Here is a 16,244-nt window from a genome sequence, read left to right as displayed (position 1 = left end):
CGAAGGCGCGGGCGTCACAGGGGAAGGTTCAGGGGCCATCGGTCCTTCCATGCCGCCGGCACCCGCGCTGTCAAGGCGCGCGCGCCGTCCGGCATGATCGTCAGGGTCAGCCACAGCGCATCGGCCCATGCCGAATCCGGCAACCGTTCGGGCCATTCGACGATCAGCAGCGAGTCATGCCGGGCGTCATCCAGACCCAGTTCGGCGATCTCCTCCGGATCGTCGAGCCGGTACAGATCGACATGAAGGACGGGACACCGCGTCTCCGGCGGCTCATAGGGCTGAACGATCGCGAAGCTGGGGCTGGGCGCCTCTCCCTCCAGGCCAAGGGCGGCGAGCAATCCGCGCGCGATGCTCGTCTTGCCCGCCCCCAGCTGACCCGATAGCGCAACGATGTCCCCCGGGCCGACGACGCCGGCGAGCGCATGGCCCAGCGCCTCGCTGGCCGCCGCATTCTCCAGCCGCATCATCCGCGTGGCAGATCGACGATCACCATCGTCCCCTCGCCCGGCTCCGACACCAGCTCGATCCTGCCGCCATGCGCCTCGACAAATTGCTTGGCGAGCGGGAGGCCGAGGCCCAGCGCGCGATCCCCGCTCCTGCTCACCCCGGCCTGCACGAAGCGGGTGAAGGCGCGGGCGATCGCGTCCTTCGACATGCCCGGCCCGTCATCCGACACGATGATGCGCGCGCGCTGATCGGTGCCATCGATATGGAGCAGCACGCGGCCGTGTTCGCGCGTCGCACCGACCGCATGGCGCAACAGATGCTCGATCGCCTGGCCGATGCGGCGCGCGTCGCCGGTGATCGCGCCGGCGCTCCCCTGAATATCGACCACCAGTTCGATTCGCCGCGCCGTGGCAGCGGGTAGAATATGCTCCGCCGCGCCCCGAGCGACCAGTTCCAGGTCGATCGGCTCGCGCACCATCGCGTCCCCTTCGCGCGTCAGGTCGAGGACATCGTCGATCAGATCGCCCAGCCGTCCGACCGAATCGAGGATCGCCTCGGCATATTCGACGGCGCTCTGAGAGAGTTCGCCGGCATAGCCGCCATGCAGCATCTCGGCGAACCCCTTGATCGAGGTGAGCGGGGTGCGCAGCTCGTAACTCATATTGGCGACAAAGGCGGTCTTGACCCGGTCCGCCGCTTCCAGTGCGTCATTGCGTTCGCGCAGCGCATTTTCGATCCGCCGACGGTCGGTGATGTCCAGCATCGTGAACAGCGCGTTGCCGTCGGGCAGCGGCACGGCCGCGACCTCGAATTGCCGGCCATCGGCGAATTCGATCGATCCGCCACGTTGCTGCCTCTCGACGGTGGCCGCACGGACCAGCTCGCCGATCAGCGCCGCACGTTGCGGGTTGGCAAGCCGGGGAGCCGCCTGTTTGATGAGCGCATCGACGCGTGGATGGGCGGTGACGAACGCCTCGTCGAAGCCCCACAGGCTGCGGAAACGGTTGTTCCACAGCTGCAATCGCCCGTCGGAGGCAAACACACCCAGCGCCTCGAACAGATTGTCGAAGGTCGCCGTCCTGACGCGCAGCAGCGTGTCGCGCGCACTCGCCAGTTGTACCTGTTCGGTCAGATCCTCGAAGATCAGCAGCAACCCGCCTTCGGGAAGCGGTTGCGCCACCACGCGCAGGTGGTTCCCGCCGGGCAGCGTCCAATTCTCTTCCTGTGCGCTGTCGCCGGCCTGAAACCATCCGCGCCGCTCCGCCTTCCACCCCGGAAAGTCGCGAACCACCGGCAGCCGGTTCGCCTCACGCATGCGTTCGAGCACGCGATCGAATTCCGGGCGGTCGGCCAGCCACTCGTTGCGCATTTCAAAGAGCCGGCGGAACGGCTGGTTGCAGAAGACCAGGCTGCGGTCTGCGGCGAACTGGGCGACACCCGCGGACAGGCGATCGAGCATCGCGCGCTGTGCGGCCCCGGCGCGCTTGATCCCCGATCGTGCCTGTTCCAGATCCTCGACATCGACGGCATAGCCGGCGACCCCGCCCGTCGGCAGCGGGACATCGTGGATTTGCAGCGTGCGCCGTGCGCCGGCGATCGTCACCGGCAGCGTCGCCATTTGCGGCCGCTTCGATTCGCGGGCCGTCCCCGCACCCGCCAGCGGCCCGCCCGGCGCGGAAATATCGACCAGTTCGGTCTGCGCGGCCACGACGGCCTCCGCATCGCGACCGCCAACCGCCTTCACATAGGCAGAGTTGACCATCGCGAGCTTCAGGGACGGATCGCGATACCACATCGGCATCGGCGCGGCCTGAATGAGGCCGGTCAGCGCCTCGAACGCGTCGCGATAGCGCCGCGCCTCGGTGGACAGCCGCGTAACCTCCTCCTGCGATTCGGTCGCGTCGAAAAACCAGATGACGACGCCACCCGGTGCGCGCAGGGCGTCCGGCGCGCGCGCGCCGATCGCCAGCAGGGTGCGGCTCGATTCCCGCGCGCGCACGGTGCGGCGGAACGGGCGTGCGGCCCGCTGCGCGGCCGCGATATCCGCTTCGAGCGCCTGCGAATCCTCGACCGAGAGCACCGCCTCGTTCCCGATGATGTCGGAGAGGATGGCGGGCGGCTGCGCGAAGCCCAGCACGCGGACCAGCGCATCGGGCATTTCGACGCGACCATCGGCACGTACCACCATCGCCAGAATCGGCGCCGCCTCGGTCAGCGACTGTAGCCGGCGATTGGCGTCCCCGATCGCGCGCGCCTCGCCACGCGCGCGCAGGCCCATCGCCAGCATCGCCGCGCCCGCGAACAGCAGCAGCGCGACAACGCCGCCGGCGATCGCAAGCGCGCTCTGCGACAATTCGGTCACGCCGTCCGGCTCCTCATGCCGCGGGTCTTAGGGGCCTGTCTCATGGGCGGCAATGGCCTCGTTCCCTTCGGCACGAAGCGGACACGAAAAGGGGCGCGGCCGATGCCGGCCACGCCCCAATTCGTTCGTCCGGGGACGATCAGTAGCGGTAATGGTCGGGCTTGAACGGCCCCTCGACCGGGACGCCGATATAATCGGCCTGGCGCTGGCTCAGCTTGGACAGCTTGACGCCCAGCTTGTCGAGGTGGAGTGCCGCGACCTTCTCGTCGAGATGCTTGGGCAGGACATAGACGTCGTTCTTATACTCGTCCGACTTGGTCCACAGTTCGATCTGCGCGAGCACCTGGTTGGTGAAGCTCGACGACATGACGAAGGACGGGTGGCCGGTCGCATTGCCCAGGTTCACCAGGCGGCCCTTCGACAGCACGATGATCTTCTTGCCATCGGGGAACTCGACCTCGTCGACCTGCGGCTTGATCTCGGTCCACTTCATGTTGTTGAGGCCGGCGATTTCGATCTCGCTGTCGAAATGGCCGATGTTCGACACGATCGCCATGTTCTTCATCGCGCGCATGTGATCGACGGTCAGGACGCCCTCATTGCCGGTCGCGGTGACGAAGATGTCGGCGCGCGGGGCAGCCTCTTCCATCGTCACGACCTCATAGCCCTCCATCGCCGCCTGCAACGCGCAGATCGGATCGATTTCGGTGACCAGGACGCGCGCGCCGCCATTGCGGAGCGAGGCGGCCGAACCCTTGCCGACATCGCCGAAGCCGGCAACGACCGCGACCTTGCCCGCCAGCATCACGTCGGTGGCGCGGCGGATCGCATCGACCAGCGATTCCTTACAGCCGTACAGGTTGTCGAACTTCGACTTGGTGACGCTGTCGTTCACGTTGATCGCCGGGAACGGCAGCTTGCCCTTCTTCGACAGCTCGTAGAGGCGATGGACGCCGGTGGTGGTTTCCTCCGACACGCCCTTGATGGTCTGCACCGACTTGGTGAGGTAGCCGGGACGCTCCGCCAGGAAACGCTTGAGCGTCGCGACGAAGATTTCCTCTTCCTCGTTCGACGGGGTGAACAGCTCCTCACCCGCCTCGACGCGCGCGCCCCACAGCGCGAACATGGTGGCGTCGCCGCCGTCGTCGAGGATCATGTTGGCGGTCTGGTCCTGACCCCAGTCGAAGATGCGGATGACGTAATCCCAATATTCCTCCAGCGTCTCGCCCTTCACGGCGAAGACCGGGATGCCCGCCTGCGCGATCGCGGCGGCGGCGTGATCCTGCGTCGAATAGATGTTGCAGGTCGCCCAGCGCACCTGCGCGCCCAGTTCGACCAGCGTTTCGATCAGCACCGCGGTCTGGATCGTCATGTGCAGCGACCCGGTGATGCGCGCGCCCTTCAGCGGCTTGCTCGCGCCGAACTCCTCGCGCAGCGCCATCAGGCCCGGCATTTCGGTTTCGGCGATCTCGATCTCCTTGCGACCGAACGCGGCGAGCGAGAGGTCCTTGATCACGTAATCGTTCTTTTCGAGCACGGTGGCCACGACATGTTCTCCGGAAAAATTGAAACGTCGCGCCGGAAACAGCCGGCGGCACGCCGCGCCCCCTAACCGCTTTCGCGGTTGCGCGCAAATGAAACATAAAGATATCTTTATATGACCCGTCGCGATTGACGCGCGACAGAGGGCGCGCCACACCCCGCGATGATCTCCACCGCCATTGAGGTGGTCATGCGTATCCTGTTCCTTGTCCTCGCCCTTTCGTCCGGCATCGCGTCGGCGCAGACCCAATCGACCCGCGTCGATGAATATGGGCGACCCGACGACAATGACGTGATGGGATTGCCCGATCCCAACACCGTGCGCCCCGCCACCTACACCACCCCAGGCCAGGCCGAAGTCGTCGCGAAGGCGATGGCGGGTCGCCTGATCGCCGCCGCGAAGGGAGAGCGCTATTGCGAGCGCGAGGGGTGCCTGGTGCTGGTCAACGCCAATCGCGATTATCGCCTGACCGGCTTTTTCGTCGCGAAGGATATCGGCGCGTCGGGTTCGGACCCCTCATGGAGCCGCAACAAGCTGAGTGCTTCGCTTCCGCCCCTCATGGCCGTTGCGATGCCGAAAAAGGGCGGACCGGAAGCATGTGCGACGCATGTCCGATTCAAGCTGAGCAATATCCATCGCAAGGAGGAACTGGCGGTGGAGGGCGTTGCCGACATGTGTCGGCGCCCGGGCGTCGATTCGATGATCCGCGTGCGTGTCGTGCGGCCGATCGTCCGAATCGAGCCGCCGCTGCCCGGCGATCCCTGAGCACATCGGGCCGGCATCGCTCACGCGTCGCGCAGCTCACGCTTCACGCATTGCCCGCATCATTCGCGAGCAGGCGGGGATCGATGCCAGACCTGCGGAAACAGCTTTCCCAGCGCGCGTGGGTATCGACGTCGAACAACATCGCCGCATCGCCCGCGATGTTGAACCAGCCGTGGCGCGTCATCTCACCGTCCAGCTGTCCCTCGCCCCAGCCGGCATAGCCGAGCGCGACCAGCCACCGCGACGGCCCACGCTGTTCCGCGATCGCGCGCAGCACGTCGATGCTGCCCGACAGTCCCCAGCGCCCGGCGACATCGATCGTATCCTGTCCCGCCCAGTCGGTCGAATGGAGGACGAAACCGCGCCGCGGCTCCACCGGACCGCCGGCATGAACGGGGGCGTCGGCGACATTGCCCGGATCGATATCGAACTGGCCGAGCAGCTCGTGAAAGGTCAGCCCGGCAATCACCTCCCCGATCCCGATGCCCAGCGCGCCCTGCGCGTCATGTGCGCACATCGCGATCACGGCCCGTTCGAACCGCGGGTCGCCGATGCCGGGCATCGCGAGCAGGATCTGTCCGGTCAGATACGCAGTGGACTCCATGCCTGCACGTCATATCGGGGTCCGACCGGCTCCGCCACCGCTTGAAAAACCGCCATCACGCGCCAATTGAAGCGCGACCGCATTTTCGCGGACCTCAGAGGAGAGCAGCATGAGCATCAATGTCGGCGACCGCGTGCCGAGCACCACCTTTATCAAGCCGACCGACAACGGCCCGGAACCGGTGCAGTCGGACGAATTCTTCAAGGGTCGCAAGGTGGCGCTGTTTTCGGTCCCGGGTGCCTTTACCCCCACCTGCTCCGCCCGCCATCTGCCCGGCTATGTCGATAAGGCCGACGAGCTGAAGGCGAAGGGCGTGGACGAAATCGCCTGTACCGCCGTCAACGACGCGTTCGTGATGGGCGCATGGGGCAAGAGCGCCGACGCGGGCGACGTCACGATGCTGTCGGACGGCAATGGCGCCTTTGCCAAGGCGGTCGGGCTTGAGTTGGACGGCAGCAAGTTCGGCATGGGTACGCGCGGTCAGCGTTTTTCGATGCTCATCAATGACGGTGTCGTCGAGCAGCTGCACGTCGAGGCGCCGGGCGAGTTCAAGGTCAGTTCCGCCGAGTATCTCCTCGAAAACATGTGATCGCCCGGGCTTTTGCCCGGCTGACGCTTTCGGTCGCGCGCCGCTTTTCCGTTGACCGGGGAACCGGCGCGCACCGAGGATGTTGATCGATCAGAGATGGAGACAAGCGACATGATGGACGAAACCAGCCCCGCGACCGCGACCACCACCCCGGCCGATGCCCCTGAGGAATCGCTGATCGATCAGGCGAAAGACGCGCTGAACGAAGCCGGAGAGACCATCTCCGAAGCGTTTGGCGATGTGGTCGATGCCGCGAAGAAGAACCCGATCGCCGCAGCCGCGATCGCGGCGGGCGCAGCCGCGGCAGTCGCGGGCGCCGCCTTTGGCGTCAGCAAGCTGCTTGACAAGGACGACGCCGCCGATTGAGGCGCGCAGGCGGCGCGCGAAGCCGATCGCGCGCCGCTTTCCCGCCATGCGACGGTCTTGCCAATGTCATTTTACCGCACTAGCGGCGGAAGATGACAACGAAAGCAGAAGAAATCGTCGCCGAACTGGATCGGCTCTACACCGCCTCCGTCGATCGCTTGAGGGAGGCCCTCGACCTTTATCTCACCAGGGGCGTCGCGCCCGACCCGGAGCGCCGCCGTGACGGCAGCTTCGCCTATCCCGAGATCAGGGTTTCCTATCGCAACGAGGTGGACCGGCCGACGCCGCCGCGTTCCTTTGGCCGGCTGGTAACGCCGGGCGACTATGCGATCAGCGTGACCAAGCCGGCAACCTTTGCCAGCTATATCGTCGAACAGCTGACCCTGTTGATCGAGGATTATGATGTCGAGGTGACCGCCGCGCCGGGCCGGCAGGAAATCCCCTTCCCCTATGTGCTGGACCCCGGTCACGCGCTGCGGCTGGACGAGGTTTCGGCGCTGGAACTCGCCCGGCATTTCCCCGCCACCGAACTGGCGCATATCGGCGACGAAATCGCCGACGGCACCTGGGTCAGCGGCGACACGTCGCGCCCACTTGCCCTGTTCGACGGGCTGCGGACCGATTTCAGCCTGGCGCGGCTGCGGCATTATACCGGCACGCCGTCCGAACATACGCAGCAATATATTCTGTTTACGAACTATCACCGCTATGTCGATGAATTCGTTCGTTATGCCTGCGCCCAGCTGGCGACGGACAATCGCTTTACCGGTGTGTCCGGGCCGGGCGGCATCGTCATCAAGGCGGGTGACGATCCCGATACGCTGCTGACCGACGGCGCGTGGCGCCGGCACCAGATGCCGGCATGGCACCTGATGGCCGCCGACGGCAGCGGCATCACGCTGGTGAATATCGGCGTCGGGCCGTCCAACGCGAAGACGATCACAGACCATCTCGCCGTGCTCCGGCCGGAGGCATGGATGATGATCGGCCATTGCGGCGGTCTGCGGCCCAGCCAGCGGATCGGCGACTATGTGCTGGCTCACGCCTATCTGCGCGACGACCATGTGCTGGACGATGTGCTGCCGCCGGAAATCCCGGTGCCGGCGATCGCCGAGGTACAACAGGCGCTCGCACGGGCGGCGGAGACGGTGTCGGGGCAGTCGGGCGACGAACTCAAGCGGCGGCTGCGCACCGGCACCATCGTCACCACCGACGACCGCAACTGGGAACTGCGCTTTTCGCGGTCCGCATTGCGCTTCTCGCTCAGCCGCGCGGTCGGCGTGGACATGGAAAGCGCGACGCTGGCGGCGCAGGGCTATCGCTTCCGCGTGCCATATGGCACGTTGCTGTGCGTGTCGGACAAGCCGTTGCATGGCGAGCTGAAACTGCCCGGACAGGCCAATCGCTTTTACGAGCGCGCGATCGCCGAACATCTCAAGATCGGAATCGAGGCGTGCCAGGAACTGCGCCGTGAGGGCGCAAAGCTCCATTCGCGCAAGTTGCGGGCATTCAACGAGCCGCCATTCCGGTAATCTTGACCGCTTTTCGTTGACGCGGGAAACCGATTTGCGTCAGGTTGGTTACAGACACGAAACCAATGGAGTATCGTGATGGCCAAGGCCCCGAGCAAATCGAAGACCAAGGCAGCCGACACGCCGGCGACCGACATCCAGGCGCCGGCGGCGAAGACCGCCAAGGCACCGGCGAAGACTGCCGCAAAGCCCAAGACAGCTGCCAAGCCGAAGGCCCCGGCAAAGGCGACCACCGCGAAGGCCGCCCCAGCCAAGGCCCCGGCGGCGAAGTCCACCGCGACCAAGGCAGCAGGTGGCACCACCGCGACGGCAAAGGCACCTCCGCCCCGCCGGAAAGCGGCACCGCGCAAGCCGGCGGCTGCTGGCGCCGGTACGAAACCGTCCACGCCAAAGGCGGCGGCGAGTGCGGCGAAGTCTGCCGCGTCGAGCGCCAGGGCGGCAGCGGGCAAGGCTGCGTCGAAGGTGTCCGCGGCGGCACAGTCCGCGGCGCACAGCGTCACCGACTCCGCGCCGGCGCAGTTCGTTTCCGATACCCGCGAGCGGATGGGCGACCGCAACTTCTTCGCCTCGCTGATCGGCGGCGCGGCCGCGATCGGCGCGGCGGTGGCTGGCATCTTCATGGCGGTTCAGAAAGGCGGCGGCGGCCCGACCGACACCCCCGCCGACAAACCGAAGGGCAAGGCGAAAAGCTGATCGCAGCCGCGCGACGAACGTGAAAACGGCCGCCGCGAGGGGATCGCGGCGGCCGTTTCGTATCGGCATTGGCGCGCGGCGTTACCAGCCGCTGGGCTTGCCCTTGTTCTGTTCGTCCAGCCACGCCTTGAGCGGGGCGAAATATTCGACCAGCGCCGCGCCGCTCATTTCCCGGCTGCCGGTGAATTTCTCCAGCGCATCGGGCCACGGCTTGGAAGCGCCCATCTCCAGCATCGCGTTCAACCGCTCGCCGACCTCCTTGTTGCCGTAGAACGAACAGCGGTGCAGCGGCCCCTTCCACCCCGCCTGTTCGCACGCCGCCTTGTAGAATTGGAACTGGAGCAGCCGCGCCAGGAAGTAACGGGTGTAAGGGACGTTGGCCGGGATATGGTATTTGGCGCCCGGATCGAATCGCGTCTCGTCGCGCGTCACCGGCGGCACGATACCCTGATATTGCAGGCGCAGCGCGTCCCATGCGCCCTGATAGCCGCCCGACGGGATCCCGCCCGAAAAGACGCCCCAGCGCCATTTGTCGATGAGGAGTCCGAACGGCAGGAACGCGACCTTGTCCATCGCCTGCCGCAGCAGCAGGCCGATATCCTTGTCCGCGCTCGGCACCTTGCTGGGGTCGAGCAGGCCGATCGATACGAGATAATCGGGCGTGATCGACAGCGCGACGAAATCGCCGATCGCTTCGTGGAAGCCGTCATTGGCGCCGGTGCGATAGAGCAGCGGCTGCTGGTTATAGGCGCGCTGATAGTAATTATGGCCCAATTCGTGATGGATCGTCACGAAGTCGTCCGAATTCACCTTGATGCACATCTTGATGCGCAGGTCATCGACATTGTCGAGATCCCATGCCGAGGCGTGGCACTGCACCTCGCGATCGGCCGGCTTTGTGAACAGCGAGCGCTTCCAGAACGTCTCCGGCAGCTCCTTGAAGCCCAGCGAGGAATAAAAGCCCTCGCCCGCCTTCACCATCTTGATCGCGTCGTAATCCTTCGCCTTCAGCAGGTCGCCGATATCGTAACCGAGATCGCCCGATCCCGCCGGCGCCACCACGTCATAGATGTTGCCCCATTCCTGCGCCCACATATTGCCGAGCAGGTCCGCGCGGATCGGGCCGGTCTTGGGCTGGACGGCGTCGCCATATTTCTCGTTCAGCTTCCAGCGGACATAGGTGTGCAGCGATTCGTAGAGGGGCTTCACCTCGTTCCACAATTTGTCGGTCAGCTTCGCGAACGCCTCGGGCGACATGTCGTAGTTCGACCGCCACATCGCGCCCGCATCCTTGAACCCCAGTTCGCGCGCGCCCTCGTTCATCAGGCCGATCGAGCGCTGGTAGTCGCCACGCTGCGGCGCCCCGACATTGTCGTGCCAGCTGGTCCACATCTCCTTAAGCTCCGCCGGGTTCCGGCTGGTCCCCATCGCGGCCTCGATGTCGCTGCCGCTGATCGGCTTGCCGTTCAGCGTTCCCTTGCCGGTGCCATAGGTGGTCTGCATGTCGGTTTGCAGTTTCGCGAGCGCCGCGGAGGCGCCCTCACGCGTGGGGGCCGGAGAGGTGATCCCGCTGCGCAGGATGTCGAGCTGGCGACGGGTGTCGTAGGACAGACCCTTCACCTTTTCATATTTCGCCGCCTCCAGGGCGAAACGGACCGCCAGGTCGGTTCCCGCCGCCCCGCTCTTGGCGACCAGCGCGGCGGTGTCGTCGGTGATGTAGGTGGCGTAGACCCACTGGATGCGCGCGTCATCGACCGAAAAGGCATCATATTCCTTGGTCGCCTGTTTGACGAAGGCGTCGGCCTGCGCGGCGGTGGGCGCGTCCTTCTTCGCCTCCTGGGCGGTGGCGGCGGGGCCGGCGAGCAGCAGCGCCAGCGCGACGGTCGAAACTCCGGTGCGGATCATCAATCCCTCTTTTGTCGTGATTTATGGATGGTCCGCAGCCTGCGCCCGGGGCGGGGGCGGGTCAAGCGGTCAGGAATGAAACCATCGCCGCGCCCAGCTCACGCCGGGTGACCGCGCTCATATGGTTGCCGGGAATCTCGACATCATGCGCCTCCGGCAGCATCGCGGCCAGCCCCGCGAACGACCCGACCTCGTCGTCATCCGCCCCGCCGATGACGAGAATCGGCAGGTCCAGCCGCGCCAGTTCCGCCGGCGTCGTATCGACAAAGGTGTCGAGAATGCCGAGCAGCGCCTGCGGATCGCCCCCGGTGGTCTTCAGAAACGCCTGTGCCATGAATTCGGGATCGCCGTGGCGAAAACTGCCGAATCCGGTCAGTACGCGGCGAAAATGACCCGCCCGACGCGCGGTATCGGTCACGCCCTCGTCACCCAGCCCCGACAGGATCGCCCGGCGCGGGCGCGGCGCGATCCCCCGGGCCAACACCCGGACCGTGGTTCGCGCGCCGAGCGAATAGCCGCCCAGATCATAGTCGGTCAGGCCAAGATGCGCGATCAACGCTTCAGCGTCTCGCGCAAGCGCATCCGGCGGATAGGCCGCCGCGTCATGCGGCTTCGCACTGTCCCCGTGCGCGCGCAGATCGGGCATGATGACCCGGAACCCGGCGTCCACCAGACGCGCGGCGGACCCATATTTGATCCAGTTCGTTCCGGCGTCGGAAAAATAACCGTGAATCAGCACCACTGGCCGGCCCTGCCCCATTTCCCGCCAGGCGAGGGTCGTTCCGTCGAAGCTGGAGAAGCTATGCATATCCATCGGCCGGTCATGCCGCGTTTGGGATGTGCAGAAAACCCCCGTACGATTGCATGAAACGCAACCAAAAAGTCGCGCTTTGCAACTGATGTGTATAGCAATATATAAGCACGCTCATTATATCGCGCGCCATGAGTGACACTCTCGGCTTTCTGATCGGCGATGTTTCGCGCCTGCTGCGGCGCGAATTCGACCTGCGCGCGCGCCGGATCGGCGTTACCCGCGCGCAATGGCGCACACTGAAAATCCTTACCCGGCACGAAGGCAGCAATCAGGGGACGCTCGCCGACCTGCTGGAGGTCGAACCGATCACCCTGGCACGAATGATCGACCGGCTGGAGGAGGCCGGGCTGGTCGAGCGTCGCCGGGATCCGGCCGATCGCCGCGCATGGCGCATCCACCTCACCGATGCGGCGCAGCCGCTGCTCGCGCAACTGCGCGACCTGGGCGATTCGATGCTCGATGAAATGCTCATCGGGATTTCGCCAGACGATCAGCGGCGCCTGCTGCGCTCGCTCGAACAAATCCGCGCAAACCTCAGCGCGCCCGAAATGCAAAGGGAGGCCGCAAATGGCTGACGCAGATCCGAAGGTCCGGTCGGCGACCGCCATCGAAATCGGCACCAACGACGTGTCGAGCGACACGACCGCGGCCGCGCCCGCGGCTGAACAGACGCGTCGCCGCTGGCTGCGTCCAGTGCTGATGTTCGGCGTGCCGGCCGTGGTGATCGCCGCGATTGCCCTCTGGTGGGCATTTTCGGGCGGCACGGTATCGACCGACAATGCCTATGTTCAGCAGGACAAGGTTTCGGTCGCCAGCGACGTCGCGGGCCGGATCGTCGAAGTGGCGGTCAAGGAAAACCAGAAGGTGAAGGCCGGCGACCTGCTGTTCCGGATCGATCCCGAACCCTACCGCATCGCCGTCGCACAGGCCGACGCCGCGATCGCGAATGCGCAGGTTCAGGTGACCACGCTTCAGGCAAATTATGCCGGCACCGGCGCCGACATCCAGGCCGCAAAGGACCGGATCGCCTCTGCGCAGGAGGATTTCGACCGGCAAAAGGCCCTGATGGCGCGCGGCTTCACGACGCGCGCGCGCTACGAACAGGCGCAGCACGCGGTCGAACAGGCGCGGGCAAGCTACCAGAGCGCCGTGTCGACCGCCGAGGAGGCAAAGGCCAAGCTGTCGAGCGGCAGCGCGGTTCCGGGCGTCAGTCCCGCGATCGCCGCCGCCCGGGCGCAGCGCGCCAAGGCCCAGCTGGACTTGAGCAGGGCCGAGCGCCGCGCCCCCGTCGCCGGCATCGTCAGCCAGGCCGATCGGTTGCAGGTGGGACAGATGATGATGACCGGGCTGCCCGCCGTCACCATCGTGCGTTCGAACGGCGCCTGGATCGAGGCCAATTTCAAGGAGACCGACCTCAACAAGATGCGCGTCGGTCAGCCCGCCGAAATCAGGTTCGACGCGTATCCCGACCTCAAGCTGAAGGGGCATGTCGCATCGATCGGGTCGCAGACCGGTTCGGAAACGTCGGTGCTCCCGGCCCAGAATGCGAACGGGAACTGGGTGAAGGTGACCCAGCGCGTGCCGGTGCGCATCGCGATCGATGAACAGAGTCCGCGCCAGTTGATCGCCGGTCTGTCGGCCGACGTCACCGTCGATATCAGCGGCAAATAAGATGGCGAGTTCCGCCGCATCCGCACGGCCGCGCGGGCCGGCGCCGGCGGCCGTCGATGCCGGCGGCGCGTCCCTGCCGGTTCGGAACAAGGGGCTGCTGACCGTCGGCGTCATGCTCGCGACGCTGATGCAGATCCTCGACACGACGATCGCCAATGTCGCGCTGCCCCATATGCAGACCGCGCTTGGCGCGACCGCGGACACGATCACCTGGGTCCTGACCAGCTATATCGTCGCATCGGCGATCGCGATCCCGATCACCGGATGGATTTCCGACCGGATCGGATCGCGCAACCTGTTCCTGTTCTCGACCGTCGGCTTCATCATCGCATCGGCGCTGTGCGGCACTGCGCAGAGCCTGGAAGAGATGGTGCTGTTCCGCATTCTGCAAGGCGTGTCGGCCGCGTTCCTCAACCCGCTCAGCCAGACGGTGATGCTCGACATCAACGCGCCAAGGGACCAGCCTCGGGCGATGGCGATCTGGGGCATGGGCATCATGATCGGCCCGATCCTGGGTCCGGTGCTCGGCGGATGGCTGACCGACAATTTCAACTGGCGCTGGGTGTTCTATGTCAACCTGCCCGTCGGGGTGGTCTGCATCGTCATCCTCTGGTGGCTGTTGCCCAGCCGGCCGACCCGGAAACGCGATTTCGACGTCTTTGGCTTTTCCCTTCTGGCGATCGGGATCGGCGCGCTCCAGCTGATGCTCGACCGCGGACAGGGGGAGGACTGGTTCGGATCGACCGAAATCTGGGTTGAAATGATCATTGCGGGTGCCGCGATCTGGATGTTCATCGTGCATCTGGCGCTGGGCAAGAATCCGATGTTCGATCGCGCGATGTGGCGCAACCGGAACCTGGTCACCGCCCTCGCCTTCATGCTGGTGGTGGGCGTGGTGATGATGGCGACGATGGCGCTGCTGCCGCCGATGCTCCAGACGCTCTATGGCTATCCGGTCGTCGATACCGGCCTGTTGCTGATGCCACGCGGGGTCGGGGTGCTGATCACGATGGCGCTCTCCGCCCGGCTGATCGCGCGTGGGCTGGATCCGCGCATTTCCGTGGCGTTCGGCTTTTTCCTCGCGGCCTGGTCGCTTTACGACATGACCCGCTGGACCTTGGAAATGGGCGCGGACCATTTCGTCATCTCCGGCTTCATCCAGGGTCTGGGAATGGGCCTCATCTTCATGCCGCTGAACGGCATGGCGTTCGCCACGTTGGCGCCGGAGCACCGGACCGAGGGCGCGAGCCTCCTGAACCTGTTCCGCAGCATCGGCGCGTCGATCGGCATTTCGGCGGTGACGACGATCCTCGCCCGCGGCATCCAGGTGAGCCATGCCGATATCGGATCGACCCTGACGGTGGAGCGGCTCCAGACGCTCGACCCCGGCCTGCTCTCCAATCTGGGCGGCGCCAGTGATGTCATCCTCGCCATCGCCAATGCGGAGGTGACGCGGCAGGCCGCGATGATCGCGTATCTGGACGACTTCAAGGCGATGATGATCGTCACCGCCTGTTCCATCCCGCTGGTGCTGTTCATGCAGAAGCCCAGCGCGCCGCTTTCCAGCGACCCCGCCGCCGCCGGGCATTGATGACGGAGGCGGGCGACCGTGTTGCGCGGTCGCCCGATCCGCACTCCTACCCCTTTTTGAGCTGAGTGCGGCCCAGCAGTTCGGCGATCTGCACCGCGTTCAGCGCCGCGCCCTTGCGCAGATTGTCGCTGACGCACCAGAAGGCCAGGCCGTTATCTACCGTCGGATCGTCGCGCACGCGGCTGACGAACGTCGCATAGTCGCCGACGCATTCGACGGGCGTCACATATCCGCCGTCCTCGCGCTTATCGACCAGCATGACGCCCGGCGCCTCGCGCAAGATCTTCTGCGCGTCCTCGGCCGAGAGTTCGCGCTCGAGTTCGACATGAACCGCTTCGCTATGGCCGACGAACACCGGCACGCGCACACAGGTCGCGATCACCTTCACCTTCGGATCCAGGATCTTCTTGGTCTCGACCACCATCTTCCACTCTTCCTTGGTGGAGCCATCCTCCAGGAAGCTGTCGATGTGCGGGATCACGTTGAACGCGATCTGCTTGGTGAACTTCTTCGGTTCCGCCTGATCGCCGACAAAGATGTTGCGGGACTGTTCGAACAGCTCGTCCATCCCCGCCTTGCCGGCGCCGGACACCGACTGGTAGGTCGAGACGACGACGCGCTTCACCCCCGCCGCATCGTGGAGCGGCTTGAGCGCGACCACCATCTGCGCGGTGGAGCAATTGGGGTTGGCGATGATGTTCTTCGCCTTGTAGCCGGCAATCGCCTCCGGATTCACTTCCGGCACGATCAGCGGCACGTCGGGATCCATGCGGTACAGCGAGCTGTTGTCGATCACCGTGCAACCGGCAGCCGCGAAGCGCGGGGCATGGACCTTCGTCGCGTCGCTCCCGATCGCGAACAGCGCCATGTCCCATCCCGTCGGGTCGAAATGCTCGATATTCTGGATCTTGTACTGTTTCCCCGTCTCACCGAAATCGACCATGTCGCCGGTCGAGCGCGACGAGGCGACGACCGCCAGGTCGTCCAGCGGAAATTCACGCTCGGCGAGGATCGCGAGCATCTCGCGACCGACATTGCCGGTGGCGCCGGCGACTACGACACGGTAACCCATTGCTAGACCCTTTCATGCGGCATGGCGCCCGTCTCCGGGCAGCCATCTGGTCGTTTTTCGGTGAAGGATAAGGCGGCCCGGCGGCGCGCCAAAAAAGGTGTTTCGTCGCGACGGCCCGGCCCCCGCGCCCACGCGTTCAGCGCGGCGCGATCCGGGCGGCGGTAATGGTGCGTTTTCGAAACATGGCGCGCCCTTAGCATCACAATTGCGCAATGCACAGCGGCATTTCTTCTTTTCTGTCGCGAAAGCGCGGGTTTCGATGCAGTGGACGAACGCCCCGGCGCGCG

The 16,244-nt window shown here is 65.6% G+C and carries 15 protein-coding genes; 8 read left to right on the top strand and 7 right to left on the bottom strand.

Annotated features, from left to right (window positions below; all coding sequences use genetic code 11):
* Positions 1–14: 14 nt before the first annotated feature.
* From tsaE to ahcY, 3 genes are all read right to left on the bottom strand, one after another.
* Positions 15–467 carry a tRNA (adenosine(37)-N6)-threonylcarbamoyltransferase complex ATPase subunit type 1 TsaE gene (tsaE, locus tag KF783_RS05365; protein ID WP_294077177.1) on the bottom strand — a complete coding sequence of 151 codons (453 nt, stop codon included), beginning with the start codon at positions 465–467 and terminating at the stop codon, positions 15–17.
* A complete protein-coding gene (locus KF783_RS05360; protein ID WP_294077547.1) occupies positions 467–2,737 on the bottom strand; it encodes a PAS domain-containing sensor histidine kinase in 2,271 nt (756 codons plus the stop codon). The genes tsaE and KF783_RS05360 overlap by 1 nt, the downstream gene beginning before the upstream one ends.
* Positions 2,738–2,951: 214 nt before the next feature.
* Positions 2,952–4,358 carry an adenosylhomocysteinase gene (gene ahcY, locus KF783_RS05355; RefSeq protein ID WP_294077175.1) on the bottom strand — a complete coding sequence of 469 codons (1,407 nt, stop codon included), beginning with the start codon at positions 4,356–4,358 and terminating at the stop codon, positions 2,952–2,954.
* A gap of 159 nt (positions 4,359–4,517) precedes the next feature.
* On the opposite strand from ahcY, the gene KF783_RS05350 reads away from it, so the two are divergent.
* A complete protein-coding gene (locus KF783_RS05350) occupies positions 4,518–5,120 on the top strand; it encodes a hypothetical protein (RefSeq protein WP_294077173.1) in 603 nt (200 codons plus the stop codon).
* A gap of 43 nt (positions 5,121–5,163) precedes the next feature.
* Here the strand turns inward: KF783_RS05350 and KF783_RS05345 are convergent, their stop codons facing one another.
* The gene (locus tag KF783_RS05345) at positions 5,164–5,724 is read right to left on the bottom strand and encodes a YqgE/AlgH family protein (protein WP_294077172.1); all 561 of its coding nucleotides are present in this window, start codon (positions 5,722–5,724) and stop codon (positions 5,164–5,166) included.
* Positions 5,725–5,833: 109 nt separating this feature from the next.
* On the opposite strand from KF783_RS05345, the gene KF783_RS05340 reads away from it, so the two are divergent.
* The 4 genes from KF783_RS05340 to KF783_RS05325 all read left to right on the top strand — a co-directional run bounded on the left by KF783_RS05340 (position 5,834) and on the right by KF783_RS05325 (position 8,904).
* Positions 5,834–6,313 carry a peroxiredoxin gene (locus tag KF783_RS05340; protein WP_294077170.1) on the top strand — a complete coding sequence of 160 codons (480 nt, stop codon included), beginning with the start codon at positions 5,834–5,836 and terminating at the stop codon, positions 6,311–6,313.
* A gap of 111 nt (positions 6,314–6,424) precedes the next feature.
* Positions 6,425–6,679, top strand: a complete 255-nt coding sequence (locus KF783_RS05335; RefSeq protein ID WP_294077168.1) for a hypothetical protein — start codon at positions 6,425–6,427, stop codon at positions 6,677–6,679.
* A gap of 92 nt (positions 6,680–6,771) precedes the next feature.
* Positions 6,772–8,211 carry an AMP nucleosidase gene (locus KF783_RS05330; RefSeq protein WP_294077166.1) on the top strand — a complete coding sequence of 480 codons (1,440 nt, stop codon included), beginning with the start codon at positions 6,772–6,774 and terminating at the stop codon, positions 8,209–8,211.
* Positions 8,212–8,289: 78 nt separating this feature from the next.
* Positions 8,290–8,904 (top strand): hypothetical protein, encoded by a 615-nt coding sequence (locus KF783_RS05325; RefSeq protein WP_294077164.1) that lies wholly within the window; start codon positions 8,290–8,292, stop codon positions 8,902–8,904.
* Between the two features lie 81 nt (positions 8,905–8,985).
* On the opposite strand, the gene KF783_RS05320 is transcribed toward KF783_RS05325, so the two are convergent.
* The gene (locus tag KF783_RS05320) at positions 8,986–10,809 is read right to left on the bottom strand and encodes a M2 family metallopeptidase (RefSeq protein ID WP_294077162.1); all 1,824 of its coding nucleotides are present in this window, start codon (positions 10,807–10,809) and stop codon (positions 8,986–8,988) included.
* Positions 10,810–10,870: 61 nt separating this feature from the next.
* On the bottom strand, positions 10,871–11,623 hold the full coding sequence (locus KF783_RS05315; RefSeq protein ID WP_294077159.1) for an alpha/beta fold hydrolase: 753 nt from the start codon (positions 11,621–11,623) through the stop codon (positions 10,871–10,873).
* Between the two features lie 128 nt (positions 11,624–11,751).
* On the opposite strand from KF783_RS05315, the gene KF783_RS05310 reads away from it, so the two are divergent.
* Genes KF783_RS05310 through KF783_RS05300 form a run of 3 tightly spaced genes read left to right on the top strand, consistent with a single transcriptional unit; the run spans position 11,752 to position 14,885 of the window.
* On the top strand, positions 11,752–12,198 hold the full coding sequence (locus KF783_RS05310; protein WP_294077157.1) for a MarR family transcriptional regulator: 447 nt from the start codon (positions 11,752–11,754) through the stop codon (positions 12,196–12,198).
* Positions 12,191–13,294, top strand: coding sequence for an HlyD family secretion protein (locus KF783_RS05305; RefSeq protein ID WP_294077155.1), 1,104 nt, complete (start codon positions 12,191–12,193; stop codon positions 13,292–13,294). The genes KF783_RS05310 and KF783_RS05305 overlap by 8 nt, the downstream gene beginning before the upstream one ends.
* A gap of 1 nt (position 13,295) precedes the next feature.
* Positions 13,296–14,885 (top strand): DHA2 family efflux MFS transporter permease subunit, encoded by a 1,590-nt coding sequence (locus KF783_RS05300; RefSeq protein ID WP_294077153.1) that lies wholly within the window; start codon positions 13,296–13,298, stop codon positions 14,883–14,885.
* A gap of 46 nt (positions 14,886–14,931) precedes the next feature.
* Here KF783_RS05300 and KF783_RS05295 read toward each other — a convergent pair whose 3' ends face one another.
* Positions 14,932–15,957, bottom strand: coding sequence for an aspartate-semialdehyde dehydrogenase (locus tag KF783_RS05295; RefSeq protein ID WP_294077151.1), 1,026 nt, complete (start codon positions 15,955–15,957; stop codon positions 14,932–14,934).
* Between the last annotated feature and the right edge of the window lie 287 nt (positions 15,958–16,244).

Origin of the sequence: Sphingomonas sp., assembly GCF_019635455.1 — a bacterium.
In the GTDB taxonomy this organism is placed as follows: Bacteria; Pseudomonadota; Alphaproteobacteria; order Sphingomonadales; family Sphingomonadaceae; genus Sphingomonas.
Note: the sequence above shows the minus strand (reverse complement) of the source record. Positions and strands in the feature narration are given on the sequence as shown.

What these genes read in the sequence shown, in the direction of transcription:
- tsaE (WP_294077177.1), bottom strand. Translation starts at nt 467, where the DNA reads ATGCGGCTGGAGAATGCGGCGGCCAGCGAGGCGCTGGGCCATGCGCTC.
- KF783_RS05360 (WP_294077547.1), bottom strand. Translation starts at nt 2,737, where the DNA reads ATGCTGGCGATGGGCCTGCGCGCGCGTGGCGAGGCGCGCGCGATCGGG.
- KF783_RS05350 (WP_294077173.1), top strand. Translation starts at nt 4,518, where the DNA reads ATGATCTCCACCGCCATTGAGGTGGTCATGCGTATCCTGTTCCTTGTC.
- KF783_RS05345 (WP_294077172.1), bottom strand. Translation starts at nt 5,724, where the DNA reads ATGGAGTCCACTGCGTATCTGACCGGACAGATCCTGCTCGCGATGCCC.
- KF783_RS05340 (WP_294077170.1), top strand. Translation starts at nt 5,834, where the DNA reads ATGAGCATCAATGTCGGCGACCGCGTGCCGAGCACCACCTTTATCAAG.
- KF783_RS05335 (WP_294077168.1), top strand. Translation starts at nt 6,425, where the DNA reads ATGATGGACGAAACCAGCCCCGCGACCGCGACCACCACCCCGGCCGAT.
- KF783_RS05330 (WP_294077166.1), top strand. Translation starts at nt 6,772, where the DNA reads ATGACAACGAAAGCAGAAGAAATCGTCGCCGAACTGGATCGGCTCTAC.
- KF783_RS05325 (WP_294077164.1), top strand. Translation starts at nt 8,290, where the DNA reads ATGGCCAAGGCCCCGAGCAAATCGAAGACCAAGGCAGCCGACACGCCG.
- KF783_RS05320 (WP_294077162.1), bottom strand. Translation starts at nt 10,809, where the DNA reads ATGATCCGCACCGGAGTTTCGACCGTCGCGCTGGCGCTGCTGCTCGCC.
- KF783_RS05315 (WP_294077159.1), bottom strand. Translation starts at nt 11,623, where the DNA reads ATGGATATGCATAGCTTCTCCAGCTTCGACGGAACGACCCTCGCCTGG.
- KF783_RS05310 (WP_294077157.1), top strand. Translation starts at nt 11,752, where the DNA reads ATGAGTGACACTCTCGGCTTTCTGATCGGCGATGTTTCGCGCCTGCTG.
- KF783_RS05305 (WP_294077155.1), top strand. Translation starts at nt 12,191, where the DNA reads ATGGCTGACGCAGATCCGAAGGTCCGGTCGGCGACCGCCATCGAAATC.
- KF783_RS05300 (WP_294077153.1), top strand. Translation starts at nt 13,296, where the DNA reads ATGGCGAGTTCCGCCGCATCCGCACGGCCGCGCGGGCCGGCGCCGGCG.
- KF783_RS05295 (WP_294077151.1), bottom strand. Translation starts at nt 15,957, where the DNA reads ATGGGTTACCGTGTCGTAGTCGCCGGCGCCACCGGCAATGTCGGTCGC.